Below are 24,515 nucleotides of genomic sequence, written 5' to 3' on the forward strand. Positions count from 1 at the left end.
CGCAGGCGGTCGGGGTAGCCCTTGGGCGGCAGCAGCACGCCAGTCGATCCCGCCACCGGCTCGACGATCAGCGCCGCGATCGTCGACGCATCGTGCAATGCGACGATCCGCTCGAGATCGTCGGCCAGTTCCGCGCCGTGTGCGGGTTGTCCGAGCGAGAACGCATTGCGCGACAGGTCGTGCGTGTGGCGGATGTGGTCGACGCCGGCCAGCAGGGTGCCGAACATCTTGCGGTTGGCGACGATGCCGCCGACCGAGATGCCGCCGAAGTTGACGCCGTGGTAGCCGCGCTCGCGGCCGATCAGCCGCGTGCGCGAGCCTTCACCGCGTACGCGGTGGTAGGCCAGCGCCATCTTGAGCGCCGTGTCGACCGCCTCGGAGCCCGAGTTGGTATAGAAGACTTTACTCAGGCCCGGCGGCGTGAGCTTCACCAGCCGCTCGGCCAACTCGAACTGCTTGGGGTGGCCCATGTTGAAGGGCGGTGCGAAATCCATCTCACCCGCCTGCTGGCGTATGGCTTCGACGATCTTGGGCCGCCCATGGCCGGCGTTCACGCACCACAGGCCCGCCACTCCGTCGAGGATCTGGCGGTTTTCGGGGGTCCAGAAGTGCATGCCCTCGGCGCGCGAGATCAAGCGAGGGGTTTGCTTGAACTGGCGGTTGGCCGTGAAGGGCATCCAGTAGGCGTCTAGGTTTTGGGGCATGGTCGCGTCCTTCAGAGAGGGTGATTGAGAAGACGGTTGCCGGGTCACCCGCTTCAGCGATGGTTACCCCGATCGGTGAAAGCAACAGCGCCGTTCGCACTGTGCCAGAGTTGCTTCGCGAGGAGCGCTGCGGTGACGCCGTTGGTCCAGCCGAAGCCGTCTTGCAAGGGATATTCGCCACCCCCGCCTCCGTGGGTGGCCTCTTGCTCAACCCGGCGCAGCGCGTACTTTTCGATCAGCTTGCCTTCGCGCTCGTAGATGGCGGCCACCGTGGCCAGCCAGCGTTGCGCAATGCGGTCGGACAGGTCTGCGTGGCCATAGTCGGCAAGGCCACAAATGGCCATCCATTGAAGCGGCGCCCAACCGTTGGGGCGATCCCACTGCTCGCCGCTGGCGTGCTCGGTGGTGGCCAGGCCGCCGGGGGCCAACAGGCGGCAGGCGATGGTCGTGGCCAGAGCGTTTGCATGCTCAGGGTCGGCCAGGCCCACGAACAAAGGGACAACAGTTGCGGCCGTCAGGCAGCTGCGCTGTTGGCCGCGGCGCCAGTCATGGTCGAAGAAGGCCCCCTGCTCGGCGTTCCACATCAGACCCAGCATTGCGGCCTTGCGCTCAAGGGCGCGTTGGTCGAATTCGCGGCTGGTTGTGTGGTCGCCGCTTGACCTTGCCAAGTCGGCGATCTTCAGTTCGAGCTTGTAGAGAAAGGCGTTCAAATCGACCGGCACGATGTCTGTCGTGCAAATGGTGGCCAGGCATGACGCCGCGCCGGTGCGTGACTCGCCAGGCGGCACTGGGGCGGGCGCAGGCTGCTCGCACAGCCATCGCGAGCTGAAGTCCCAGCCCGACTCGCAGGCGGCGCGCAAATGACGGTAAACCTCTGCGGGATCGCGCTCGCTGGCGCGTGCGGTCGACACGTCTTCCAGCCACGACTCTTCGCGCGGCGTGTCTCGGTCGTCCCAATAGCGGTTGAGCAGCCGGCCGTCCGCAAGGCGCACCACGCGACGGTGCGCACCCCCCAGCACTGCCTCGTGCGCGTCGGCCATCCACCACGCATGCTCTTGCCGCAACTGGGGCAGGTACTGCAGGGCGGGCTCGCCACAAGCCGCCTCCGCCAGCTCGACCATCAGTGCAAAAACCGGCGGCTGAGATCGACTCAGGTAGTAGCTGCGCGTGCCGTTGGGCACATGGCCATAGGTGTCGATCAGGTAGCTGAAGTTTTCGACCATGTCGCGCAGCAATGCGGTGTTGGCCTTGCTGGCCAGGCCCAACATCGTGAAGTACGAATCCCAGTAATAGAGCTCGCCGAAGCGGCCGCCAGGCACGACATAGGAGTGAGGCAACTGCAGCAGCGATGAACGCCGAGGGTGCGCTGCTGGGTGGCGTGTCAACGCGGGCCAAAGCGACTCGATGTGGGCACCCATGGGCTGGCCGGGGATCGACTGGTACTCACTGGGCGCAGGCTGGATCGACACGAAATGTGCGTGCACGAATTGCGCGAGATCGAAGCCGTCGCTTGCCTGCTGGGCGCGATAGTTGGTGACGATTTGCTGCGGGTCGAGCACCGGAGCGCAGTCGACAAAGGTCTTGCTGTCGGCGAAGAGGCCGCTGCTTTGCACCGCGATGAACAGCTCCTGGTAGCGGTCGGCCGGCGACAGGGTGTCAGGGGCCGGCGCCGCTGCCGCTTTGGAGGCGTTCTTGGAAGGCGAGCTCAATGCTTGGCCGCCATCGAACGGCGCACGACCCTGCCGATCGTCAGGCCTTGCACCAGCACTGAAAACACCACCACGCCATACGTCAGCGCGAGGATGGTGGCACGCGTCGAATCGGGGCCGCCAGTGTCGGGCAATGACAAGGCCAGCGCGACCGAGATGCCTCCGCGCAGACCGCCCCAGGTCAAGACCTTGGAAGACCCGTCGGGCAAGCGAAAGTGCTTGGCGAGCAAGCCCACAGGCAGGCCAACCGTCAACCAGCGCGCGATCAGCGTGACGGCAATGGCCACCACACCGCCCCAAAACAAGGGAACCGAAAACTGGATCATCAGCACCTCGAGGCCGATCAGCACAAAGAGCACAGCGTTGAGAATTTCGTCGATCAGTTCCCAGAACATGTCGACATATTTGCGTGTGACGTCTGACATGGCGTAGGCCCTGCCGGCGTTGCCCACCATGAGGCCGCAGACCACCATGGCCAGCGGGCCCGAGACGTGCAAGTGATTGGCCAGCGCGTAGCCGCCCATCACCGCTGCCAAGGTGAGCAGCACCTCGACCTGGTACTGGTCAACGCTCTTGAGCAGCCGGTAAGTCACCCAGCCCAACACCAGGCCGAAGACGATGCCACCGCCGGCTTCGCGCAACAAAAGCCCGGTGGCCTCGCCCGTCGTCGGCCAGGCGCCGCTGAGCGACACGCTGAGCAACAGCGCGAAGAGCACCACGCCCACGCCGTCGTTGAACAGCGATTCACCCGCGATCACCAGCTCCAGGTCGCGAGGGGCGCCGGCAGTCTTGAGGATGCCCACCACGGCGATGGGGTCGGTCGGGGAAATGAGAGCGCCGAAGAGCAGGCAATAGACCAGGGGCAGCGTGATCCCAACCCAAGGCAACGCAAACCACATGCCAAAGCCCACCACCAGCGTTGATGCCAAGGTGCCCACAAGCGCCAAGCCGCCGATCTGCCAGCGGAAGTTTTTCAGCGCGGTCAAGTCAACGTGCAACGCCCCTGCGAAAAGAAGCAGCGACAGCATGCCGCGCATCAGCACGTCAGAGAAGTCTATCGATCGGATGAAGACTTCTTCGTACTGGCGCAAGCCGTGGTCTAGGCCCAGCACGTCCAGCCCGATGATCCCCAGCGACAACAACAGTGCGATGACCATGACACCGATGGTCATGGGCAAGCGCACGAAACGGTGGTTCAAGTAGGCCAGGATGGCGGTCAACGTGAGGCAGGTGGCAGCGATATCGAGCATCGGAATGGGTTCGGTAGTCGGGGGCAGGTAGCAGGGTCAGCGAAGCGGTGCGGCAGGTCACGCATTGTTTACCAGAGACGCAGGCCCGAATCTGCACATCACCCTGAAACGCTCGGCTCGCTGATGCGCGGCTTGCAGATCGACCGGTGAGGCGACGGTGCGCTGCGCATCGGACACGATCTGGTCGGCGTGCCGCTGCAGCGTGCCCAGGCGTGCAGGGTCTCGCTCGCAGCTCGCGACTGCTGTCAGCACCTCCAGCATGCGTGTGAGCACGGCCGCGTTGCCAGAGGCGTTCTGCCGCAGCAGATCGAACATGGTGTCGTTGAGCCTGTCGTAGTCGACGGCAGGCACCGTCAGCACGCAACGCTCGTCGCGCAGGAAGAGGCCATTGGGCAGGTGCAGCGCCACCAGGCTGCACAGCGCAGCGCCCAAGCGGTCAAGTGCGCTCATGGCGGTATGCGGGTCGTTGATGCCAGGCGACAGGGCGCGCACCGCGACTTCGACTAACTGCCGAACGCCGTACTCAATGTCGTCTGCGCTCGCACGCTCGGGGCTCAGGGACACTGCTTTTCGGATGGCGTCTGGGGCGTCGTCTACGCAGGGGTCGCAGGCCGCGATGGGTGTGCCCGGAAAGACGTAGTCACCCGGCCGCACGAGCAGTTGCAGGACGGTTTTGTGGCGGCACGCCCAGTCGGCCAGCGATGCGGTGTCGAGATCGGACACATAGCCACGACGGGATTCGACCACCCGTTGAGCGCTGTCAGCGTTGATGCGTGGCCGGTTGCCCACGGGCGGTTTCGGGGAGGCGAGTCTCGTGATGGCGTCTTGCATTTCGCCGCTGACCAGCTCGATCACGGTGTCGACGTTGATGCGCCCGGCCATGTGATTGACGAAATACACCAGCGTGGCCACGCACAAGAACGCCAGCAAGATGCCCACGCTGAGCGAGAGATGCGGCACGAACTCGCCCTCGGTCTGAGTGCGCACGCTGCGCAGCACCATCAAGGCATAGGAGAAAGTGCCCAAGAACGCACCGAGGGTGAACTGGTTGCCGCGGTCTTGCGTGAAGTTGCGCAACAGCCGTGGCCCCATCTGCCCGGCGGCCAGCGAAAGTGCGGCGATGGTGATCGAAAACACGGTGCCGGCCACGCCGATGGCCGACGAGGCCACCGTTCCCAGCAGCGTGCGCGCCCCGGTGCCGCCGCCGTTGTAGAGCCAGGCACTGGTCACGAGCCATTCGGGAACCCAGCCGCTTCGGTCCAGGCTGACCAAGCCGATCGCGCCGAGCACGCCGGTCAGCACCATGAGGCCAGGCACCAGCCAGAACGCTGCGCCCAAGCGGCTGAGCAGCACACGAAGTTGATTCAGCATCGGCAAGCCTTCAGGTCAACGCTGCATTTGCAGCAGGTGTTCGGGCGGCACCATGTTCGCTCAAGGTTGACCATGATGATCAAGCGTCGCCAAGATTGCCGGCACCACGACCGCCAGCATGATCACGGTGGCGTTGGCCAGCATGGTGCGCTCGGCGGCAGCAACGGGCCCTTGCGGGTCGAGCACGCCGATTTTCCAAAGCGTCATGGGGCTGGCCCAGGCCGCGAGAGAGGTGCCGGTGACGTAGCCGGAGGCGTCGCTTGCGAGCCATACAGCCGCGCGGGCGATGTCATCGGGCTCGCCGATGCGGCGGTAGGGCACCAGCTTCATGAGCTCGGCGTTGGCCTCGGGCGTGCGCCAGGCCGCGACGTTGATCGGCGAAAGGTGGCCAGCACACCGGTGAAGCCGGAGGCGGGGGCGTGTTGGGTCCTCTCCATGCTGTGCTCGTGCTGCTGCTGTCCGACCTGCCGGCCGGGGCGCGAGAGGGTCGGTCTTGCGACGGAAGCCGCCCTGCGCGACTCCTGCTTTGCTGGATAGGATTGACGCGCATCTCGCGATGCGTCATGGCCGAGTTGCCTGTAGGAATTGGTGCAGTCTTCATTTGCACACGCGCTGCATGCAACACACTGGGCACCCGCATGACCTGCGCGCCACACCCTTCAGTGTTCACCCCACCGCATAGCAACCATGAACTTGCGCGCGCATTCCATTCCTCTCGGCCTGCTGCTGCTCGTGCCCTTGGCTCCGGTGCTTCACTACGTCTTGGCGGCCAGCCCTGTGTGGACGTTTGTCGCCGGTGCCGTGGGCATTGGTGTGCTTGCTGACTGGGCGCGCCGAGCGACCGAGCAGCTTGCCGCGAAAACGAACTCCGCCGTGGGCGGCCTGCTCAATGTGAGCTTTGGCAGCATCGCGGAGATCGTACTGGCGTTCTTCGTGCTCGCCACGGGCAAGGCCGAGGTGGTGCGTGCCCAGGTCGCGGGCTCCATCATCGGGACCAGTCTGCTGGGCCTCGGCCTGGCCATCGTCTTGGGCAGCATGGGCCGCCCGCGGCAGCGGTTCAACCGCGACCAGGCGGGCCAGCTGTCCAGCCTGCTGGTGCTGGTCGTGATCGCGTTGCTGCTTCCGGCTGTTTTCGACTTTGCGGGCCGCCACCTTGCGCCGGGTGCCGACCAGGCCGTCAGCGATGAGCGTTTGAGCCTGGGCGTGTCCGTCGTGTTGATCCTGCTGTATGCGGCCAACCTGGTTTACACGCTGGTCACCCATCGCAACGTCTTCTCTGCCGAAGAGGAGAACCTCGCAAGCAGTCAAAGCGAAACGGGCAGCCGCGCGCGCCAGGAGAAGCCGAAGGCAGGTTGGACGATGCTGGTGGCAGTGTGCGTGCTCATCTTGGCAACGGTTTTAATCGCCATGGAGGCGCACCTCGTTTCTGGCGCGCTCGAAGCCACCTCGAATGCACTGGGGCTGTCGCCTGTGTTTGTGGGCGTGATCGTGCTTGCCGTCATAGGCACGGCCTCCGATCTCTTCGCGGCATCTTGGTTTGCTCACCAGGGAAAGATGGGGCTGGCGCTCAACATTTGCGTTGGCTCGGCCATACAGGTTGCGCTTGTCGTGGCACCTTTGCTCGTGATCGGCTCATGGCTCATGGGCACGCCGATGACCCTGGTGTTCCAGAACCCGATTGCGTTGTTTGCAATCGCCAGCGCCGTCCTCATCGTCAACAACATCGCGCGCGACGGCGAGACGACTTGGTTCGAAGGCGTTCTTCTCATCGGGGTGTACGCACTTCTCGCGCTTGCCTTTTTGTTCTCACCACCCGTCGCATGATGGATCGAGGTCGACTGCTGAACCAGCTCAACGTTGAGTGAACGAACAAATGAGCAGCTGCGCCGAAGACGACTCGCTCGATGCGCGCACCCTGCGCCGCCTGCAGCGCCATTCATTCGACTACTTCGTGCACGAGGTGAACCGTGCCAACGGGCTGGTGCGCGACAAGACAGCGCCCCACTGGCCGGCCAGCATTGCCGCCATGGGCATGGCGCTGAGCGCGTACCCGGTGGGTGTAGAGCGTGGCTTCATCGAGCGCAATGAAGCCGCGCAGCGCACGCTGGCGATGCTGAGATTTCTGGCCGAGAGCGAGCAGAGCGAATCGCCCGAGGCCACGGGCTACAAAGGCTTTTATTACCACTTCCTTCACATGCAGACCGGCCGGCGCGAGTGGCAGTGCGAGCTTTCGAGCATTGACACCGCACTGCTGATCGCGGGCGCGTTGGGCATCAGCGCCAGCGACGGGCCCGGCACGCTCACGAAGAAGGTTGCGGGCGTTGAGCGGGTGTTCTTTGACGACGTGGCGCGGGGAGCGCCCTATGGGCCTGACGACGGCACCGTGGCGCCTTGGGCGGTGGCCGCCGCGCTCTGCTTTGCGCCGGAAATCGTCGCGCCGACCATCACGCACATGGCCGCGCTGCACGTCGATGTGCCGAACCCCTACGGGTTCAAGGCTTCGTTCAACCCGGTCTATCGCGACGAGGCGAACGACGGCATCGGCTGGGTGTCGCCCTATCACTTCGGTATCAACGAAGGCCCCACCGTGTTGATGATCGAGAACCACCGCAGCCAGCTTCTCTGGCGCTTGATGAGAAGTGTCATGCCCTCAGAACCGGCCTGCATGCAGCTGGATTCACGGGCGGCTGGCTAGACGCCGAGGCGTCGTGACCCATTCGCGATGGGCAAGTGCACTTTCACATGCAGGAAAGTGGCTTTCGCATTACGAAAAGAAGCTCTGTTGCGCTGCCGCATTTTTTCCCATCTGGAAGAATTGAATTTCATATTCAGAAATCATCGGCCTAACCCTTTGATTTCATTGAGCATTAAAAGTAGTCTTATATAAGACACAAGTCTTCCGGCTTTTGCAGCCCAGCGTTATCCTTGAGCCCAGATTCTTCCTTTCTCTTCGCAACCTTCCAGGAGTTCGCCATGACGCAACCGACCCGTGAGCAACAGATCGCCGCCCTCGAAAAAGAATGGGCTGAAAACCCACGTTGGAAGGGCATCAAGCGCGGCTACACCGCGGCTGACGTCGTGCGTCTGCGCGGCTCGCTGCAAGTCGAGCACACGCTGGCCAAGCGCGGCGCTGAAAAGCTGTGGAACCTGATCAACACCGAGCCATTCGTCAACTCGCTGGGCGCGTTGACGGGTAACCAGGCCATGCAGCAGGTCAAGGCGGGCCTGAAGGCCATCTACCTGTCGGGCTGGCAAGTTGCTGGCGACGCCAACAGCAATGGCGAGATGTACCCCGACCAGTCGCTGTACTCGGTGGACTCGGTGCCTAAGGTTGTGAAGCGCATCAACGCCACCTTCGCCCGTGCTGACCAGATCCAGTGGTCGGAAGGCAAGAACGACATCGATTACTTCGCCCCCATCGTGGCCGACGCTGAAGCCGGTTTCGGCGGCGTGCTGAATGCTTTCGAGCTGATGAAGGCCATGATCGACGCGGGCGCCGCCGGCGTTCACTTCGAAGACCAACTGGCCGCTGCCAAGAAGTGCGGCCACATGGGCGGCAAGGTGCTGGTGCCCACGCGTGAAGCCGTCAACAAGCTCGTGGCTGCCCGCCTGGCCGCTGACGTGTCTGGCGTGTCAACGGTGCTGCTGGCCCGTACCGATGCCGAAGCCGGTGACCTGGTCACCACCGATGTGGACGACAACGACAAGCCTTTCCTGACCGGCGAGCGCACGGTCGAAGGCTTCTTCCGCACCCGCAACGGCATCGACCAAGCCATCAGCCGCGGCCTGGCCTACGCCCCTTACGCCGACCTGATCTGGTGCGAAACCGGCAAGCCTGACCTGGCCTTCGCCAAGACTTTCGCCGACGCGATCCACGCCAAGTTCCCTGGCAAGCTGCTGTCGTACAACTGCTCGCCTTCCTTCAACTGGAAGAAGAACCTCGACGACGCAACCATCGCCAAGTTCCAGCGCGAGCTGGGCGCCATGGGCTACAAGTACCAGTTCATCACGCTGGCTGGCTTCCACAGCCTGAACTACTCGATGTTCGAGCTGGCCCACGGCTATGCGCGCAACAACATGAGCGCGTTCGTGGAACTGCAAGAGAAGGAATTTGCTGCTGCCGAGAAGGGCTTCACCGCCGTCAAGCACCAGCGCGAAGTGGGCACCGGTTACTTCGACGCCGTGACCACCACCATCGAAGCCGACGCTTCGACCGCTGCACTCAAAGGATCGACCGAAGACGAACAGTTCTTCGACGCAAAGCACGGCTGAAACATCAGTCGTCGCTGAAAGAGCAAGCCGGGGCGGCCCACAAGCTGCTTTGGTTTCGAGCCCGGGGGCCACAAGCCTCTGGGCTTTTTCATTTCAGGGACCCCGAATCGGGCTTGTCGAGGCGCCCGCTTTACATCGAGGCTTCGAGCATCTCGCGGTAGTCATCGCGCGTGGCGATGCGCGGGTTGGTCTTATGGCAGTGGTCGGCCATGGCGCCGTCAATCACTTTCTCGAACATGTCTTGGGTGACGCCCATGGCGGCCAAGCCGGATGCCAGGCCGAGCCGCGCATTCATGTTGCGAATGGCGTTGGCAATCTCGGTGCCCTTGCTGTCGGTGCTGCCTATGCCCATCGCGTGCGCCATGCGTTGCAGGCGGCGGTCTTTCACCATTGACTCGGCGCTGGCGTTGAACCTGACCACTGCCGGCAAGAACATCGCGTTCAGCGTGCCGTGGTGCAGCTTGGGGTTCACGCCGCCCAGGCTGTGACTCAGCGAATGGACGCAGCCCAGGCCTTTCTGAAACGCCATCGCGCCCTGCATGCTGGCGCTCATCATGGCCCAGCGCGCATCTCGATCCTGGCCGTTCTGGGTAGCGCGCTCAATGTGCGCCCAGCCGCGCTCCAGCCCGTCGAGGCCGATGCCATCGGCCGGCGGGTTGATGGCGGGTGCCATGAAGGTCTCCATGCAGTGGGCGATGGCGTCCATGCCGGTGGCCGCCGTCAGCAAGGCCGGCAGGCCGAGCGTGAGCTCGGGGTCGCAGATGGCAGCACGCGGCATCAAAGACCAGCTGTGAAAGCCGAGCTTGCGCCCGTCGTCGACGATGACGATGGCACCCCGGGCCACTTCGCTGCCGGTGCCTGCCGTGGTGGGCACTGCGATCAGCGGGGCCACGGCGTCAGTGATCTTGGTGCTGCCGCCTTCGATGGTGGCGTAGGTCTTCATCGGGCCGGGGTGGGTGGCGGCGATGGCCACGCCTTTGGCCAGGTCGATGCTGGAGCCACCGCCCACGGCGATGAGCCCATCGCAGCCGTTGGCCTTGTAGACCTCGACGGCGGCGCGCACGGCGGCCTCGGTGGGGTTGAACGGCGTCTGGTCAAACACGGCGTGCGGCAGCTTGCCCAGCGCGGCGAGTGCTTTGTCGAGCACGCCGGCGGCACGCACGCCGGCGTCGGTGACGACCAGCGGCTTCTTCATGCCGATGCGCTCGCATTCTTGCGGCAGCAGTTTCACGGCACCGAATTCGATCTGGATCTGGGTCAGGTAGTTGATGAAGGCCATGGCGAAAAAGCGCTGTGAATTAGCCGCTCAGTATGCTCTGGCACACTGCCTCGCTCCATCCGTACATCCCATTGCCCTTCGTGAGTGACGACCCTTTGACCCCCGCGATGCGCAGCGTGCTCACACGCATTGCTCGCGCCGGCGCGCCGCCGTTTTACACGCTGTCGGTACGCGAGGCCCGCTCGTCGTACACACTGGTTTCTGAAGTGCTGGATCTGCCGCGCGCACCGCTCGCCCGAGTGGAAGAGCTCAGCATTCCTGCCGCCGATGGCGCTGCTTTGCCTGCGCGCCTTTATGCGCCGAGTGTTGAGGGTTTGCCTGTGCTGCTGTACATGCACGGCGGCGGCTTCACCATCGGCAACCTTGAAACCCACGACAGCCTTTGCCGCCAGCTCGCGTTGCGCAGCGGCGCTGCGGTGGTGGCGCTGCACTATCGGCTCGCCCCTGAGCATCGCTTTCCCACGGCTGTAAATGATGCGTGGGCTGCCATGCGCTGGCTGGCAGAGCAGGGCGCGTCGCTCGGGCTCGACGGCAGCCGGCTCGCCGTGGGTGGCGACAGCGCTGGCGGTACGCTCGCCGCGGTGAGCGCCCTGCATGCGCGCGACATCGGCCTGCCCTTGGCGCTGCAGCTGCTCATCACTCCCGGCACCACGGCGTATCAAGACACTCCCTCGTATGAACGCTTTGCCAAAGGCTATTTGCTCGAAGCCAAAGGCATCGCCTGGTTCTTCGACCACTACATTGCGCATGCTGATCGCAGCGACTGGCGCTTCGCCCCGCTCAATGCCGATGATGCGGAAGGTGTGGCGCCCGCCTGCGTGATCCTCGCCGAGTGTGACCCGCTGGTCGACGAGGGTGTGGCCTATGCCGACAAGCTGCGTGCATCTGGCGTGACGGTCGAGCTGGAGCTGTACCGCGGCGTCACACACGATTTCATCAAGATGGCGCGATCATTGCCCGAGGCAGGTGCTGCCATGGACGCTGCTGCTGCGGCACTCAAGAGAGCATTCAACACATGAAGTTGTACCCACATGAAAAGAAGTGAGTTCCGGTTCACCGAGCGACTGCGTGTGCGCTGGGCCGAGGTTGACATGCAGAAGATCGTGTTCAACGGCCACTACCTGATGTACTTCGACACTGCCGTGGGCGGCTATTGGCGTGCCCTGGCCATGCCCTACGGCCAGACCATGGAGTACCTGGGGGGGGATCTCTTTGTGCGCAAGGCCACGGTCGAGTACCAAGGCTCGGCCCGCTACGACGACGTGCTCGATGTCGGCGTGCGCTGTGCACGCGTCGGCAACTCGTCGCTGGTGTTCAACTGCGCCGTGTTCCAGCATGACCAGGCAATGGTGAGTGGCGAGCTGGTCTACGTGTTTGCCGACCCCGCCACGCAGAAGTCAAAGCCGGTGCCACAAGAGCTGCGCGACCTGCTGCAAGGCTTTGAAGCCGGCAAGCCCATGGTCGAAGTGCGCGTAGGCAACTGGGATGCGCTGGGCCGCGATGCGCGCAGCATTCGCACGGCGGTTTTCATCGAAGAGCAGGGCATCCCGATGCACATGGAGTGGGACGAAGCCGACCCCGACCCGGCTTGCATCCACGCCGTGGCCTACAACCGCTTTGGCCAGCCGCTGGCCACCGGGCGATTGCTCGAGCACGTGCCGGGCGTCGCCAAGATAGGTCGCATGGCGGTGGCGCAGACCATGCGCAGCAGTGGCGTGGGCCGCTCGGTGCTAGATGCTTTGATGAAGACCGCCCGCGAACGCGGCTACCGTGAGGCCGTGCTGCATGCGCAGACTTCGGCAGCCGCCTTCTACGGCCGGGCGGGCTTTGCAGAGCGAGGCGTGATGTTCGAAGAGGTCGGCATCCCGCACATCGAGATGGTGCGAACTCTTTAAAACGTACTGATGGGCGCCCGTTTGCGGCGCGGGCCTTCGGGCTTGAGCAGGCTGCGCACCCGCGTCTTGCGGATGGGCGCCGCGTCCACCGGGCTTTCTTCGCTCTCGGTCACGGCCGCTTGCGTCGCACCCTCAGCGGGCGTGTCCTCGGCATAGCGCGGCGGCCAATCCTTCAGCAGCGAGCGGCGCAGCAGGGCCATGCCACCGGTGGCGCTGAAGGTGCGCTCCAGTACATGCGTGACCATGCGCTTGTTGACGCGCTCGGTCACGATCAGCGTGGTGCAGCGCGTGCCGTAGCTCATGTCGGGCGTGCGTATGAAAGCTGACGACAAGGTGCGCTCGAGCTCGCGTGAGATGCCGGTCGATGGCAGTTGCGCATCGGCCACTGGCGTGCGGTCGGCCAGCGCTTCAAACAGGCGGGCGGTGAGCATGTCGACCGACTCGCTGGTGTCAATCGCGTCGCGCACATCTTCTTTCAGCGCGGTGACCTTGGGCCAGGGCGTGTCTAGCGAGGCGTTCGACAGGCCGTACAGGCCACGCTCCAGGCGCATCGGGTTGGCGTCGAGGTTTGACGCCCAGAAGCATTCGCCGCGGTGGAAATCGGCCGCGATGAGGTTGAAGCCGTTGTGACCCGACAGCGCGGTGTGCATCCAGAAGCGATCGAGTGTGAGGTCACCCGCCAGCCACCGCGGCACGATCACGCCGCGCGATGGTGCCGCGGGGTCTTTCTGCCCAGCGTCGCGCACGTTGGTGATCAACGCGAGGCGGCCTTGGGTGGTCAAACCCAGCCAGGTGCCACCGGCTTCGAGGTCGCGCCCACCCAGAATGTCGGGCAGGCCGGGGCCAGGTGACCACCAGCCCAAGCGGGCCGCCGGGCGCTTGAAGAATTCATCGCGGTTGGTGGCCAGCACCAACGGAAAGCGCCGTGACTGATCCAGGGCAAGGGCTACCAGGCACATGCGACAAAGCTTTCGGTGTGGCGCGCGCCAGTGATCAACGAAGCAAGCTTCGCGTGCGCGGCGGTCTCGATCTCACTTCGAAGTGAGTCGGAGATGCCGAGTGGGCTCAAGGGCGCGGCGTAGGTTTCCATCCAGGTATGCAGTCCAGCGGCCGCATCGGGGCGGCGTAGCAGCCGCGTTTGCAAGCCTGGGTGCCGCGCCTGCAACTCAGCTTGCAGGGCCAGCGCCTCAGCGCGCAAAACGCTGGCGTTCTCAATCGTCGCTTGATAGTAGATGAACAATTCGCACACGAGGCGCTCCCAAAAGGTGGGTGGCGTGAACTGTTGCCGCCCTAGGCTGGCGGTTTGTTTCAGGCAGCCTCGACCGGCACGGTGTAGGGCAGGTCAGCCTGCGTCAGGGGTGGGCCATCGGCCGCGCCGAGGTGCAGGCTGCCATGCCCCAGGGCTGACAACTTCAGCTCGATGAGGGCTGCGTTGCCTGCCGAGTTGGCCACCAGCCCCGCGGGTTGCGCAGGGTCTGAGCTGTGAAAAACTTCCTGCCCCGCGGCGGCCTGGGCATCACTCGTAAAGAGAAACGTGCGCCGCTTGATGGTGCCGCGGTACTGGCTGCGTGCCACGATTTCCTGGCCGGGGTAGCAGCCCTTCTGGAAGTCGACACCGCCGAGCAACTCGTAGTTCAGCATCTGTGGCACGAACTGGTCTACCGTGGCGGCTTCGATGGTGGCCACGCCGCTGGCCACTTCGCTGCGGCGCCAGGCGGTGGAGTTGATGGTGGGCAAAGGCGGCGCGGCAATGTCCATAGGCGCAGCCCATAGATAGCGCGCTGCACCGTCGGCGTCGGGCAGCCGAACGATGTCGGCACCACCGTGCGTCACCTTGTCCCAGGCCGTGGCGGGTGCAGCCTGTGCCATGTAGGCCGCGGCAGACGCACCGGCCAACCCCAGCAAGCGCCACTGCGCGCTGGCATCGCTGAGCTTGCACTTGGCGCGCAGCACGAACATGGACAAGCGCTTGAGCGTAGGCGCCAGCAGGTCGGCGCTGCAGGCCAGCAACACTTCATCGTCGGCATGCTTCCAGCCGATGAAGCTGGCGAGCAGCCGCCCTTTGGCTGAGCAGTAGCCGGCCAGGCGCGCATGAGAGCCGTCGAGCAACGCGAAATCGTTGGTCAGCTGGCCGTGCAGGAAGGCAGCGGCTTCGGCGCCCTGGGCGCGGATCACGCCCAAGTGGGTCAGAGGCGCTGCGCCGTCTAGAGAGGGGGTGGGCGTGGTCATGCGCCGATTATCATCAGCGCCCATGATCCAACTGCTTCCAGGGTTGATGCGCCAAGCCGCCACCCCATCACGCTTGTGAAGTTTCTGCGCCGCCTTTTTTTGCTGGCCGTGCTGGCCGCGGTGGGTGTTGTTGCGGCGGCGGCGTGGTGGCTAGAGCAGCCACTGGAGCTCGCCAGCAGCTCGATTGAAGTGTCGATCGAGCCCAAGACCACCCCACGCGACGTGGCCCTGGCCTGGGTGCAGGCTGGCGTGCATGCCAATCCCATTCTGTTGTATGAATGGTTTCGCTGGTCGGGCCAGGCTCGCAAGATCCGCGCGGGCAGCTATGAGATCGAGCGAGGTGTCACGCCACGCACCTTGCTCGACAAGATGGTGCGCGGCGATGAGGTGATGGCCACCGTGCGCCTGATCGAGGGCTGGACCTTTCGCCAATTTCGGGCCGAGCTGGCGCGGGCGCCCTATCTCAAGCAAGCCTCGGCCGCGATGAGCGAGAGCGAGCTGATGGCGGCCATCGGCGCCGCTGGCGTCGCAGCCGAAGGCCGCTTCTACCCCGACACCTACGCCTTCAGCAAAGGCGCCAGCGATCTGGCGGTGCTGAAGCGGGCCTACCGCACCATGCAGCGTCAGCTCGACACGGCGTGGGCCGAGCGCTCGGCCAACACGCCGCTGCGCAATGTGAACGATGCGCTCACGCTCGCGTCCATCGTCGAAAAGGAAACCGGTGCCGCCAAAGACCGCGGGCTGGTGGCCGGCGTGTTCATCAACCGCCTGCGCATCGGCATGCCGCTGCAGACCGACCCAACCGTCATTTACGGGCTGGGCGAGCGCTTCGACGGCAACCTGCGCAAGAAAGACTTGCTCGCGGACACGCCCTACAACACCTATACCCGTGGTGGCCTGCCGCCCACGCCCATCGCCATGCCGGGCCGCGCCTCGCTGCTGGCGGCCGTGAAGCCTGACGTGACCAAAGCCCTGTATTTCGTGGCGCGCGGCGACGGCAGCAGCCAATTCAGTGAGTCATTGGCCGAGCACAATCGCGCCGTGAACCAATACCAAAGATGAGCCGCTTCATCACCTTCGAGGGCATCGACGGCGCCGGCAAGTCCACGCACATTGAAGCGTTGGCCGAGCGCTTGCGAAGCAAGGGGCAGCATGTCGTTTGCACCCGAGAGCCCGGCGGCACCCCCTTGGCCGAGACGCTGCGCGCGCAAGTGCTGCACGCGGCTATGGACCCGTTGACCGAAGCACTGCTGGTGTTCGCCGCACGCCGAGACCACATCCACCAGGTGATCGGGCCCGCGCTGAACCAGGGCCACACCGTGCTGTGTGACCGCTTCACCGACGCCACTTTCGCCTACCAGGGTGCGGGTCGCGGTTTCGACACTGAGGTGCTGGCCACGCTGGAAGCCTGGGTGCAACAAGGCCTGCAGCCGCAGCTGACCTTCTGGTTTGACCTGCCTGCCGAGACAGCTGCCGAGCGCCGTGCCGCCGTGCGCAGCCCCGACCGTTTCGAGCAGCTCGACGTGGCTTTCTTCAACCGCGTGCGCGAGGGGTACGCTGCGCGCATGCAGCAGATGCCGCTGCGCTTTGCGCGGCTCGATGCCTCTCAATCGCGTGAGCAAGTCTGGGCACAGGTCGTCAGTTGCATGGAGCAGCGCGGGTGGTAGGCCCAGACGGCGCATTGCCGCTGCCTTGGTTGGGCGCGCCGCTACAAGAAGCCTTGCGCACGCAACGCGGCCACGCCTTGCTGGTTCACGGCCCGCAGGGCATAGGCCAATTCGAGCTGGCCTTGACACTCGCGCAAGCCTGGCTCTGCGAGACCAATCCGACGGAGAAGCCATGCGGCACCTGCGTCAGCTGCCGCCTTGTGCAAGCCCATTCGCACCCCGACTTGCTGGTGCTGCTGCCTGAAGCCTTGCGCGAGTCGCTGGGGTGGGGCGGGGCGGAAGAGGGTGCCGATGAAGGCAAGGCCTCCAAGGCCAAGCCCAGCAAGGAGATCAAGGTCGAAGCGGTGCGCGCTGCCGTGTCGTTTGCGCAAAGCACCTCGGCGCGCGGCCAGCGCAAGGTGGTGCTGATCCACCCCGCCGAGCGCATGAACGCCATCGCCGCCAACACCTTGCTCAAGACGCTAGAAGAGCCGCCTGGCGCTGCGCGCTTCGTGCTGAGCTGCGGCGCACCCGACGCGCTGCTGCCCACCATTCGCAGCCGCTGCCAGGCCGTGCCGCTGGCATTGCCGGCCGCCGACGTGGCCAGCGCCTGGCTCGCGCAGCACCAGGTGGCACAGCCGGCCGTGCTGCTGGCCGCAGCCGGCGGCCAGCCACTGGAAGCGCTGGAGTGGGTGCGCGAAGGGGTAGATGCCACCACCTGGACGCGTCTGCCCAAGCAACTGGCAGCCGGCGAGGTGGGCACGCTGGCCTCGTGGCCGTTGCCCAGGCTGGTCGACGCGCTGCACAAGCTTTGCCACGACGCGATGAGCCTGGCTTGCGGCGCACCGCCGCGCTACTTTCCGGCTGCTGCGCTGCCAACCGGCGCGGCCCTGCCAGCGCTGGTGGCGTGGTCACGCGCCTTGCGCCAGACCGTGCGCCATGCCGAGCATCCGTGGAATCTGCCCGTGATGGTGGAATCTCTGGTGCTCCAGGCCCAGCAAGCCTTGTCTTCCGGCAGACCCCATTCGGTACACTCCGGCCGATGAGCGAAGCGCCTGTTCCACCCGTACGAACTGCCGGCAACGTAGTGCCGGGCTCGGCCGCCGCAGCGCGGCCCAGCGTGATTCAGCTGGTCTTTCGCGAAAAGGGCGCGCTCTACGCGGCCTACATTCCGCTCTTCACCGATGGCGGCCTCTTCGTGCCGACCACCCGCGAGTACAAGCTCGGCGAAGACATCTACCTGCTGCTGTCACTGCCCGAAGACCCGCAGCGCTACCCGGTGGCGGGCAAGGTGGCCTGGATCACGCCAGTCAACGCCTCCGGCGGCCGCACCCAGGGTGTGGGCGTCAAGTTTCCTGGCGATGACAAGACGCGTTTGCTCAAGATAAAGATCGAAGAAGTCCTCGGCACGTCGATCGCTTCATCCAAGCCGACTCAGACCATCTGATCCGGGCGCACCCCGGGTCACGCTTTCGCGATGTTTGTCGACTCCCATTGCCATCTGGCATTCCCCGAGCTGAGCGCCAAGCTCGATGACATACGCCACGCCATGGCTGCGGCCAGCGTCGACCGGGCGCTGTGCATCTGCACCACGCTTGAAGAGTTCGAGCAAGTCCACGCCCTGGCCACCACCTACGACAACTTCTGGGCGACCGCCGGCGTGCACCCCGACAACGAAGGCGTGCGCGAGCCGAGCGTGGCCGACCTGGTTGCACTGGCCCAACTGCCACGCGTCGTCGGCATAGGCGAAACCGGGCTTGACTACTACCGCCTCAACGGCCGCTCGATCGCTGACATGGCCTGGCAGCGCGCCCGGTTTCGCGCCCACATAGAGGCTTCAGCCCAGACCGGCCTGCCGCTCGTGATTCACACCCGCAGCGCCTCTGAAGACACGATCGCCATGCTGAAAGAGGCGGGCGCCTCGAATGGTGTTTTCCACTGCTTCACCGAAACCATGGACGTTGCCCGAGCGGCGCTAGACCTCGGGTTCTACATCTCGTTCTCGGGCATCCTGACCTTCAAGAACGCCGCCGACCTGCGCGAGGTGGCACGCTTTGTACCGATGGACCGCTGCCTGATCGAGACCGACAGCCCTTACCTGGCACCGGTGCCGTATCGCGGAAAGACCAACAACCCGTCGTATGTGCCCTTCGTTGCCAAGCAGGTGGCAGAACTGAAGGGTTGCAGTGTCGAGACTATCGGCGAGCAGACCAGCCGCAACTTCGAGCGCCTTTTTCCTGTGAATGAAGGGGTCGCCGCGGCGTGATTTATTACCTCATGCAATACATGAGAAGTAGAGCTTATCTAGCTGTCGATAAAGGAATTTCTCCCTCTTTGCTGGCCACACTTCGGTCGATCAACCTGACGCGCTTGTCAGGGAAATTCCGACCCTCGCTTTAGTGCCCCGCTGACTGCTGCAAAAAATCGCCCGGCTCTACATTGTTTGCACCCCAACAGTTCTTTGGAGCTGATCATGCAAACCGCCGAACTCCTTGCGAACCCGTTCTCTCTGATGATGAACCCGGCCGAGGTCTTCGAGGCCTTGGAGCGATCACCCCGTCTTGAGCGCCTTCAGCGTCGCATTTGCCGACCGCTCGACAAGCCGCTGATCGCGCGCAAAGAAGCTGACATGAACGACTACGACCTGGCCATCGACTCTGAGGCCGAGTCCGACTGAGGTTTCATCGGACGGGTCGTTTTCGTCGACGGCCAGGTCGTCCACCTCTTCCGAGTCGGTGCCACCGGTGCCTTCGCCGGAACGAGAGACCACCCGATCGGGCAGGATGTCGGCCCCTTCGCGCTCGTTGTCGGGAACGGCCGAGCCGCGCTCACCTGTAGCGGCTGAATCGCTGTCGCTGTTCAGCTCGACGGGCTTAGCGCCTTCGTCGCCGTGTCGGAGGCTTCTAACAAACCGGACCCCACACCAAGACTTCAGCTACTCGCTGCATGCAGGGGCTGGCTCCGCGGCGGGGCGCGGGAGCACAACCGTGCGCGTGGGAGAGGCGAACTCAAAACCCCGTGCCTCGAACTCTTCAACGAGCCGGACGTTGACGCGTTGTTCTCGTCCATGTATCGGTTGCATTCGGGGGCGAGCACGATGTACACGACTTCGAAGTCGAGAGAGCTCTCGCCGAACGACTTCAAATGTGCCCGGTCGAAGCGCACGCCCTCGCTTTCCTCGACGATGGCTTTGACAACATCGGGACGCTCTCTCAGCTGACCCGGCGTCGCCTGAGCGCCGTCGTCGTCAACCAATCCATCCAAGCCTTGCTCATCTAAGATCTCCGCGCTGCAAACCAAAGCGCAATCATATTTGCACAAATATATAATCGTTTTTTTAAGCACCCGCAGTGCCTTCACGCGACCCCACCATTCCAGATTCTGTCCGGCGTTTCGTGCTGACCAGTGTCCCGTCCGTGCCCTTTCTTGAGGCTGCGAGATTGTTTCATTCGCACCCTGCTTTCTTGCACACGGCTGAAACCGTTGCCTCATCCCTCTACGTTAAGCCCGCTTCGTCGGAAAAGCTGCTCTCGGAGCTGATCGCGGCCGGCATCGTCGCTGCTGCGGAAAACGGGTACCGATATTCACCGAGACACGCAGAGCTCTCCAAGGCTCTTGATGAGTTGTTTGTCTGCTACCAGGCCAATCTGGTGGGAATCACCAATCTGGTTCACGACGCAACCCGGCGCAGCGCCGAGCGTTTTGCCAACGCCTTCAAGCTGAGAAAGGGCACCTGAATGGCCAAGCTTGCATATGCCGGATGCGCGATCACCGCGGCCTTGTGTGCGTGGCTTCTGGTTCGAGGCTATCTCCGAAGCCGTTTTCGATTGCTGTTGTGGGGAGGCCTTTGCTTCGTAGGCCTCACCTTGAACAACGTCTTGCTGGTGTTGGACAAGATCGTGTTCCCCGACATCGACATGTCGGTGTTCAGGCTGTCTATCGGGTTGGTGGCGCTCGTGGTGTTCCTGGCCGGCTTGATCCTCGACGGCGACGTATGAACGACGCAGCCCTGGCAAACCTACTCTTGGGCGCCATCGCGGCCACGTCCCTTGCGATCGGCATGTTTTTCTTGAAGTATTGGTACAGCAGCCGAGACCGCTTCTACCTGCTCCTGTCGGCATCGTTCCTCATTGAAAGTGTCAACCGCGCAGCCATAGGCGCAGTGGGTTGGAACGAATATGAGCCATTGCACTACTGCATCCGCTTCATCGCTTATGGGCTGATCGTCATCGCGATCTGGGACAAGAACAAGCGGCGTTAGGCAAAAGCGGTTGGACGCGCTGAGATGCGAATGTCGGCACGACATATTTGTGCAAATGCATTATGTATTTGGACAAATATGCATGTAGCATTCCTGAGCAACCGGAACCCAGTGGGGGTTCCCCCAACCCCTTAGGAGACAACGTCGTGAGAATCCTGATTTCAATGGCCTCCAGCGGGCTCTTGGTGATGCTGGGTGCATGCTCCAACACACCCGTTGACACCGCGCCGAAATCGCCTGTCACCACGCCCAACACCGCAAGCGCGGGCAGCCCAAGCGCCGCAGGTGCTGCGAACGGGATGTCTCAGACGACCATGCGCGTATCAGCGCTGCCGCCTGACCTCGCCAAAGACCACAGCGTGTTCTTTGGCTTCGACGACGTGACCATCGCTCCCGAGTACCTGGGCGTGGTCGAGAAGCACGGCAAGTACCTGGCCACCCTGCCGGCAATGAAAATCAAGATCGAAGGCAACGCCGACGAACGCGGCAGCCCCGAGTACAACTTGGCGCTGGGCCAGAAGAGGGCAGAGGCCACGATGAAAGCGCTCAAGCTGATGGGCGTGCGCGAGTCGCAAATGGAGCCTGTCAGCTGGGGCGAAGAGCGTCCTCAGGACAAAGGCCATGACGATACGGCCTACTCACACAACCGCCGCGCTGACATCGTCTACTCGAAGCTGTAGGTTTGTGGGCGAGTCTGCCAGCCCGGTCAGAGCACTTGGCCCAGCGGCGTGTTGGCGGCTCGCTCATCAGGGCTCAGAAGGGCGAGAAGCTCGCCCAGGTCAGCTTCCAGGCGCGCGAGCATGGCAGGGTTCAGCTGCGCCAGCGCTTCTGGAAGCACACCGGTGAAAGGCCCGGGAGCCTTCTTGAGCAAGCGGGTACCCATCGGCAGTATCGCCAGCTGAGCAATGCGGCGGTCGTGTGCAGCCTTTGAGACGGTGACGTACTCGCGTTCGCCAAGCGTCTTCACCAGATTGCTGGCAGTCGACTGATGCACGTCCATCGCCTCGGCCAGGGCATTGACGCCTATCCCGGGGTTGGAACTAATGATGCTCAAAGCCCAGAGTTGCGCGCCACCCACTCCAGTTTTCTTCTCGACCTGCTGAAAATGGGTCTTCACCGCATTGAATACCTGTCGGAATTGCCGCAGAACCCGAGCGGCAGAGGCAGCGTCTGCGACAGGCACGCAAGTGTCTGGCGTCGAGGGTTTGGAAGTGCGCTTGCGGGTGACCATTTCTTCATCATAGAGCGGCCTAAGCGCTGCATGGCGCCTCGCCAGAGCGACATGGGCGCGTCTGGGCACGATGGAGCCCGTGAGCACCGAGCCACCTTTCTCACATGCGGTGCGTCGCGAGTGCCGCCCGCGAATCGCGCAGAAATTCAGACGCATAGAAAAGGAGCCCCACGAGGGGCTCCAAAAACAAGCTTCTGTTGGCGTCCGCCACCGCTCGAGTAGTTGCGAACATGCAGATTGTATTTGTTCAAATTTAGTTTGCGACCAAGGCTTTCCCGCGTTCGCCGAGAAAGATTTCTCAACCCAGTCGTGGTACCGCGCATGAAGCGCGGCCCCTGGCGTGTCACCGTAGATTGAAAAGGTGTGCGCAGCTCTTCGGCATGGCGCTTGAGCGTCAGGTAGGCGCCGGCGGGTGTTCAGCCGGGCGAGGCTGCAAAGGCCCCACGTCGGTCGCGTCAAGCCGGAACGATTTCGCCAGCGAAGGCAGCAGCGTCGTGGTGGCGGCGTACACGAGCAGGCCGCCGTACCAGGCATCGGGCAGCCCAAAGCGCTCGCGAAGAATCGTGGCGAGAACAAGCGTGAAGATCAGCGTAGGCGTCAGGGCAAGCGCGACGCGCAGGCTGCTCTGCGAATCTTCTCGGAAGAGGACGCGCCGCTGCAGCCACACGATTGCGATGCGTACCGGCATCGCCACGGCCGACAGCGCAAGCCCTATCCACAGCGATTCCCATTGCAAGGCCCCAAGGGGTACATGCATGCCACTCGAGAAGAAGTAGAAGGGAACGAAGAAAGACGCGAACAGCTTGACGGCGTGCAGGTTCTCTCGCGACGCGAGTTGCGGCAGGCGCTCTTGCAGCAGCCTGGCCACCAAACCGGCCACGAAGGCACCTACCAGGTAGTACACGCCCAGCTGTTTGGTGATGTAGGCCGCGAGCAGGCCAACCATGACCAGCAGAGAAAATTCAGACCCTGCCGCATGCGGAACAACCAGCCGCACAAGTGCCACGAACACCAGCGGCAGCACGAAGAGCATTGCCAGCAAGGCTCCGCTCGACAATGCCAGGTGCCTCATCGAACCGGACTGCAGCACGAAGAAAAGCACGAGCAGCGCAAGGATTTCTCCGCCTATGGCCTTGGTCGTCACCCAGAAGCGCTCTTCCTCGTTCAGGCCCAGGCGTTGCAAGGAGTCGAGGATGAAGCCGGTAGAAGGCGTAAGCACGGCCAGCGCCAACAGTACGGCGGTGGGCCATTGCACGCCCAGCAGCTGCATTGCGCCGTAGGCAACCCCCGCCAAGGTGATAGAGCGCACACCGAGGTGGACCAGCAATGCAAGCAGACCGCGCCGCAGGCCATGCAAATCGACCTCCAGGCCGGCAAACAGGAACAGCGACGAGATGCCCAGCGTCGACAAGAGAGACAGCGTCTCATCCTTGCCCTCGATGCCCACGGCCAGCACCGCCACCATGCCAAACCCGAAGCATGTCAGTGGTGCAGGAATGCGAAACCGCTGCAGCACGCGCGGCACCACCATGAGGCCGAAAATGAGGGCTATGTAGGCAAGCTCGGTGGTGATGGCAGGCATGAAAGCATCAAAAGACAAGGCGAGCGCAGTGTCTCAGCTTTGCGCCGCGGCAACGGCTTTGGCAATGGCCGGCCCGAAGGCCCGCACCAGCACCTGTATGCGCGTGGTGTCCTTCAGGTCGGGGTGGTGACCAGCCACAGCGGCGTGGCGAGTTCGGGAATCGCGTCGGTCAGGGGCATGAGCTCTGATGCCTTCGCCTCGACGAACGCAGGCAGCAGCGCCATCCCCAGCCCGGCTGCCGGGGGGGCGGTCAGCAGACAACTTCGTTTTGATTTTCACGTCGAGCGCACCGAAGGGGGCTCAGAGAAGCTCGGAGGCGATCTCGTCGGCGCGGCTCATGGCGTGTGTCCCGGGCCCTGCCGGATTTCCGTGCCGGCTCGGCCCTCAAGCATGGCCTCGATGTGTTCGAGCGAACCGATCAGCGCTCGCTGGCCGGTCGCCTCTGCGAACCGGCATGCCGCTTCGACCTTCGGGCCCATCGATCCCGCCGCAAACTGGTGGCGTGACAGTTCGGCCGGCGATACATGCCGCAGCGCACGCTGGCTCGGCAAACCCCAGTCGAGATAGACGGCGTCGACGTCAGTTGCGATGACCAGGCAGTCGGCGTTCAGCTCGCGAGCGAGCACGCCGCTGCACAAGTCCTTGTCGATCACCGCTTCGACGCCGTGGCGGTGGCCATCGGCCGCAACCGCGACCGGAATGCCGCCGCCGCCTGCGGCGATCACCAACGCCTGGTGTGCAAGCAGCCAGCGGATCGGGGCTAGGCCGAGCACCCGCTGCGGCTGGGGCGATGCGACGACACGCCGGAAACCAGCCCCATCGGCGGCGATGACCCATTGCTTCTCGGCCACCGCGTGGTCGGCTTCTTCGCGGTTGTAGACCGGGCCTATGGGTTTGCTGGGTTTGGCAAAGGCGGGGTCGTCGAGATGGACCTCGACGCGCGTCAGCAGGGTGACGACAACCTTCTCAAGCGGCAGCAGGTTGCTCAGCTCCTGCTCGAGCAGGTAGCCGATCATGCCGTCGGTCTGCGCGCCCAACACGTCCAGGGGATACGCCTCCACGGCGGCATAGGACGCCGATTGAAGC

Annotated in this window: 27 protein-coding genes; 15 read left to right on the top strand and 12 right to left on the bottom strand. The window is 63.9% G+C overall.

What is annotated here, in order from left to right; all coding sequences use genetic code 11:
* The 5 genes from AC30QB_RS21480 to AC30QB_RS21500 form a co-directional block, all read right to left on the bottom strand.
* A partial coding sequence (locus tag AC30QB_RS21480) for an aminotransferase class III-fold pyridoxal phosphate-dependent enzyme (RefSeq protein WP_489548313.1) occupies positions 1–704 on the bottom strand: 704 nt, incomplete at its 3' end.
* 53 nt (positions 705–757) lie between these two features.
* Complete coding sequence (treF, locus tag AC30QB_RS21485) at positions 758–2,413, bottom strand: alpha,alpha-trehalase TreF (RefSeq protein WP_489548314.1); 1,656 nt, start codon at positions 2,411–2,413, stop codon at positions 758–760.
* Positions 2,410–3,663 carry a cation:proton antiporter gene (locus AC30QB_RS21490; RefSeq protein WP_489548315.1) on the bottom strand — a complete coding sequence of 418 codons (1,254 nt, stop codon included), beginning with the start codon at positions 3,661–3,663 and terminating at the stop codon, positions 2,410–2,412. The genes treF and AC30QB_RS21490 overlap by 4 nt, the downstream gene beginning before the upstream one ends.
* A 57-nt stretch (positions 3,664–3,720) precedes the next feature.
* The gene (locus AC30QB_RS21495) at positions 3,721–5,034 is read right to left on the bottom strand and encodes a DUF2254 domain-containing protein (RefSeq protein WP_489548316.1); all 1,314 of its coding nucleotides are present in this window, start codon (positions 5,032–5,034) and stop codon (positions 3,721–3,723) included.
* Between the two features lie 60 nt (positions 5,035–5,094).
* A complete protein-coding gene (locus AC30QB_RS21500; RefSeq protein WP_489548338.1) occupies positions 5,095–5,592 on the bottom strand; it encodes an SDR family oxidoreductase in 498 nt (165 codons plus the stop codon).
* Positions 5,593–5,721: 129 nt separating this feature from the next.
* Between AC30QB_RS21500 and cax the strand changes: the two genes are divergently transcribed.
* From cax to aceA, 3 genes are all read left to right on the top strand, one after another.
* Complete coding sequence (gene cax / locus AC30QB_RS21505) at positions 5,722–6,858, top strand: calcium/proton exchanger (protein ID WP_489548317.1); 1,137 nt, start codon at positions 5,722–5,724, stop codon at positions 6,856–6,858.
* Between the two features lie 49 nt (positions 6,859–6,907).
* On the top strand, positions 6,908–7,729 hold the full coding sequence (locus AC30QB_RS21510; RefSeq protein WP_489548318.1) for a glucoamylase family protein: 822 nt from the start codon (positions 6,908–6,910) through the stop codon (positions 7,727–7,729).
* Positions 7,730–8,007: 278 nt separating this feature from the next.
* Positions 8,008–9,306, top strand: a complete 1,299-nt coding sequence (gene aceA / locus AC30QB_RS21515) for an isocitrate lyase (protein WP_489548319.1) — start codon at positions 8,008–8,010, stop codon at positions 9,304–9,306.
* 130 nt (positions 9,307–9,436) lie between these two features.
* Here the strand turns inward: aceA and AC30QB_RS21520 are convergent, their stop codons facing one another.
* Positions 9,437–10,585 carry an iron-containing alcohol dehydrogenase gene (locus AC30QB_RS21520; RefSeq protein ID WP_489548320.1) on the bottom strand — a complete coding sequence of 383 codons (1,149 nt, stop codon included), beginning with the start codon at positions 10,583–10,585 and terminating at the stop codon, positions 9,437–9,439.
* Between the two features lie 107 nt (positions 10,586–10,692).
* Here AC30QB_RS21520 and AC30QB_RS21525 point away from each other — a divergent pair, with 107 nt between their 5' ends.
* Both AC30QB_RS21525 and AC30QB_RS21530 read left to right on the top strand, forming a co-directional pair.
* Entirely contained in the window at positions 10,693–11,604 is a 912-nt protein-coding gene (locus tag AC30QB_RS21525) for an alpha/beta hydrolase (protein WP_489548339.1), read from the top strand.
* A gap of 12 nt (positions 11,605–11,616) precedes the next feature.
* Positions 11,617–12,480 carry a YbgC/FadM family acyl-CoA thioesterase gene (locus AC30QB_RS21530; protein ID WP_489548321.1) on the top strand — a complete coding sequence of 288 codons (864 nt, stop codon included), beginning with the start codon at positions 11,617–11,619 and terminating at the stop codon, positions 12,478–12,480.
* Here AC30QB_RS21530 and AC30QB_RS21535 read toward each other — a convergent pair.
* The 3 genes from AC30QB_RS21535 to ygfZ are packed head-to-tail and all read right to left on the bottom strand — an operon-like array spanning position 12,477 to position 14,709.
* Positions 12,477–13,439: an NRDE family protein gene (locus AC30QB_RS21535; protein WP_489548322.1), complete on the bottom strand. Its 963-nt coding sequence runs from the start codon at positions 13,437–13,439 to the stop codon at positions 12,477–12,479. The genes AC30QB_RS21530 and AC30QB_RS21535 overlap by 4 nt on opposite strands.
* Complete coding sequence (locus AC30QB_RS21540; protein ID WP_489548323.1) at positions 13,427–13,729, bottom strand: DUF4936 family protein; 303 nt, start codon at positions 13,727–13,729, stop codon at positions 13,427–13,429. Before AC30QB_RS21540 ends, AC30QB_RS21535 begins: the two co-directional genes overlap by 13 nt.
* 59 nt (positions 13,730–13,788) lie before the next feature.
* Positions 13,789–14,709, bottom strand: a complete 921-nt coding sequence (gene ygfZ / locus AC30QB_RS21545; protein ID WP_489548324.1) for a CAF17-like 4Fe-4S cluster assembly/insertion protein YgfZ — start codon at positions 14,707–14,709, stop codon at positions 13,789–13,791.
* 75 nt (positions 14,710–14,784) lie between these two features.
* On the opposite strand from ygfZ, the gene mltG reads away from it, so the two are divergent.
* From mltG to pal, 10 genes are all read left to right on the top strand, one after another.
* Positions 14,785–15,771 carry an endolytic transglycosylase MltG gene (gene mltG, locus AC30QB_RS21550; RefSeq protein WP_489548325.1) on the top strand — a complete coding sequence of 329 codons (987 nt, stop codon included), beginning with the start codon at positions 14,785–14,787 and terminating at the stop codon, positions 15,769–15,771.
* On the top strand, positions 15,768–16,376 hold the full coding sequence (gene tmk / locus AC30QB_RS21555) for a dTMP kinase (protein WP_489548326.1): 609 nt from the start codon (positions 15,768–15,770) through the stop codon (positions 16,374–16,376). The genes mltG and tmk overlap by 4 nt, the downstream gene beginning before the upstream one ends.
* 53 nt (positions 16,377–16,429) lie before the next feature.
* Entirely contained in the window at positions 16,430–17,401 is a 972-nt protein-coding gene (holB, locus tag AC30QB_RS21560; RefSeq protein ID WP_489548327.1) for a DNA polymerase III subunit delta', read from the top strand.
* Positions 17,398–17,802: a PilZ domain-containing protein gene (locus tag AC30QB_RS21565; protein ID WP_489548328.1), complete on the top strand. Its 405-nt coding sequence runs from the start codon at positions 17,398–17,400 to the stop codon at positions 17,800–17,802. Before holB ends, AC30QB_RS21565 begins: the two co-directional genes overlap by 4 nt.
* Before the next feature lie 30 nt (positions 17,803–17,832).
* Positions 17,833–18,621, top strand: a complete 789-nt coding sequence (locus AC30QB_RS21570) for a TatD family hydrolase (protein WP_489548329.1) — start codon at positions 17,833–17,835, stop codon at positions 18,619–18,621.
* Between the two features lie 207 nt (positions 18,622–18,828).
* The gene (locus tag AC30QB_RS21575) at positions 18,829–19,032 is read left to right on the top strand and encodes a hypothetical protein (protein ID WP_489548330.1); all 204 of its coding nucleotides are present in this window, start codon (positions 18,829–18,831) and stop codon (positions 19,030–19,032) included.
* Positions 19,033–19,705: 673 nt separating this feature from the next.
* Positions 19,706–20,092 carry a hypothetical protein gene (locus AC30QB_RS21580; protein ID WP_489548331.1) on the top strand — a complete coding sequence of 129 codons (387 nt, stop codon included), beginning with the start codon at positions 19,706–19,708 and terminating at the stop codon, positions 20,090–20,092.
* The gene (locus AC30QB_RS21585; protein WP_489548332.1) at positions 20,093–20,353 is read left to right on the top strand and encodes a DUF5985 family protein; all 261 of its coding nucleotides are present in this window, start codon (positions 20,093–20,095) and stop codon (positions 20,351–20,353) included.
* Positions 20,350–20,616 carry a DUF5985 family protein gene (locus AC30QB_RS21590; RefSeq protein ID WP_489548333.1) on the top strand — a complete coding sequence of 89 codons (267 nt, stop codon included), beginning with the start codon at positions 20,350–20,352 and terminating at the stop codon, positions 20,614–20,616. Before AC30QB_RS21585 ends, AC30QB_RS21590 begins: the two co-directional genes overlap by 4 nt.
* 146 nt (positions 20,617–20,762) lie before the next feature.
* The gene (gene pal, locus AC30QB_RS21595; protein WP_489548334.1) at positions 20,763–21,296 is read left to right on the top strand and encodes a peptidoglycan-associated lipoprotein Pal; all 534 of its coding nucleotides are present in this window, start codon (positions 20,763–20,765) and stop codon (positions 21,294–21,296) included.
* Between the two features lie 26 nt (positions 21,297–21,322).
* Here pal and AC30QB_RS21600 read toward each other — a convergent pair whose 3' ends face one another.
* The 3 genes from AC30QB_RS21600 to AC30QB_RS21610 form a co-directional block, all read right to left on the bottom strand.
* Positions 21,323–21,733, bottom strand: coding sequence for a MarR family winged helix-turn-helix transcriptional regulator (locus AC30QB_RS21600; RefSeq protein WP_489548335.1), 411 nt, complete (start codon positions 21,731–21,733; stop codon positions 21,323–21,325).
* A 508-nt stretch (positions 21,734–22,241) separates the two neighbouring features.
* Entirely contained in the window at positions 22,242–23,429 is a 1,188-nt protein-coding gene (locus AC30QB_RS21605; RefSeq protein WP_489548336.1) for a cation:proton antiporter, read from the bottom strand.
* Positions 23,430–23,764: 335 nt separating this feature from the next.
* The coding region (locus AC30QB_RS21610) for a carbamate kinase (protein WP_489548337.1) at positions 23,765–24,515 on the bottom strand (751 nt) is incomplete at its 5' end.

It is taken from the genome of Rhizobacter sp., assembly GCF_046595475.1.
GTDB lineage: Bacteria > Pseudomonadota > Gammaproteobacteria > Burkholderiales > Burkholderiaceae_C > Rhizobacter.

What these genes read in the sequence shown, in the direction of transcription:
- AC30QB_RS21565 (WP_489548328.1), top strand. Translation starts at nt 17,398, where the DNA reads ATGAGCGAAGCGCCTGTTCCACCCGTACGAACTGCCGGCAACGTAGTG.
- AC30QB_RS21575 (WP_489548330.1), top strand. Translation starts at nt 18,829, where the DNA reads ATGCAAACCGCCGAACTCCTTGCGAACCCGTTCTCTCTGATGATGAAC.
- ygfZ (WP_489548324.1), bottom strand. Translation starts at nt 14,709, where the DNA reads ATGACCACGCCCACCCCCTCTCTAGACGGCGCAGCGCCTCTGACCCAC.
- AC30QB_RS21585 (WP_489548332.1), top strand. Translation starts at nt 20,093, where the DNA reads ATGGCCAAGCTTGCATATGCCGGATGCGCGATCACCGCGGCCTTGTGT.
- AC30QB_RS21605 (WP_489548336.1), bottom strand. Translation starts at nt 23,429, where the DNA reads ATGCCTGCCATCACCACCGAGCTTGCCTACATAGCCCTCATTTTCGGC.
- AC30QB_RS21490 (WP_489548315.1), bottom strand. Translation starts at nt 3,663, where the DNA reads ATGCTCGATATCGCTGCCACCTGCCTCACGTTGACCGCCATCCTGGCC.
- cax (WP_489548317.1), top strand. Translation starts at nt 5,722, where the DNA reads ATGAACTTGCGCGCGCATTCCATTCCTCTCGGCCTGCTGCTGCTCGTG.
- AC30QB_RS21510 (WP_489548318.1), top strand. Translation starts at nt 6,908, where the DNA reads ATGAGCAGCTGCGCCGAAGACGACTCGCTCGATGCGCGCACCCTGCGC.
- AC30QB_RS21495 (WP_489548316.1), bottom strand. Translation starts at nt 5,034, where the DNA reads ATGCTGAATCAACTTCGTGTGCTGCTCAGCCGCTTGGGCGCAGCGTTC.
- AC30QB_RS21535 (WP_489548322.1), bottom strand. Translation starts at nt 13,439, where the DNA reads ATGTGCCTGGTAGCCCTTGCCCTGGATCAGTCACGGCGCTTTCCGTTG.
- AC30QB_RS21525 (WP_489548339.1), top strand. Translation starts at nt 10,693, where the DNA reads ATGCGCAGCGTGCTCACACGCATTGCTCGCGCCGGCGCGCCGCCGTTT.
- aceA (WP_489548319.1), top strand. Translation starts at nt 8,008, where the DNA reads ATGACGCAACCGACCCGTGAGCAACAGATCGCCGCCCTCGAAAAAGAA.
- AC30QB_RS21530 (WP_489548321.1), top strand. Translation starts at nt 11,617, where the DNA reads ATGAAAAGAAGTGAGTTCCGGTTCACCGAGCGACTGCGTGTGCGCTGG.
- tmk (WP_489548326.1), top strand. Translation starts at nt 15,768, where the DNA reads ATGAGCCGCTTCATCACCTTCGAGGGCATCGACGGCGCCGGCAAGTCC.
- AC30QB_RS21520 (WP_489548320.1), bottom strand. Translation starts at nt 10,585, where the DNA reads ATGGCCTTCATCAACTACCTGACCCAGATCCAGATCGAATTCGGTGCC.
- AC30QB_RS21590 (WP_489548333.1), top strand. Translation starts at nt 20,350, where the DNA reads ATGAACGACGCAGCCCTGGCAAACCTACTCTTGGGCGCCATCGCGGCC.
- AC30QB_RS21570 (WP_489548329.1), top strand. Translation starts at nt 17,833, where the DNA reads ATGTTTGTCGACTCCCATTGCCATCTGGCATTCCCCGAGCTGAGCGCC.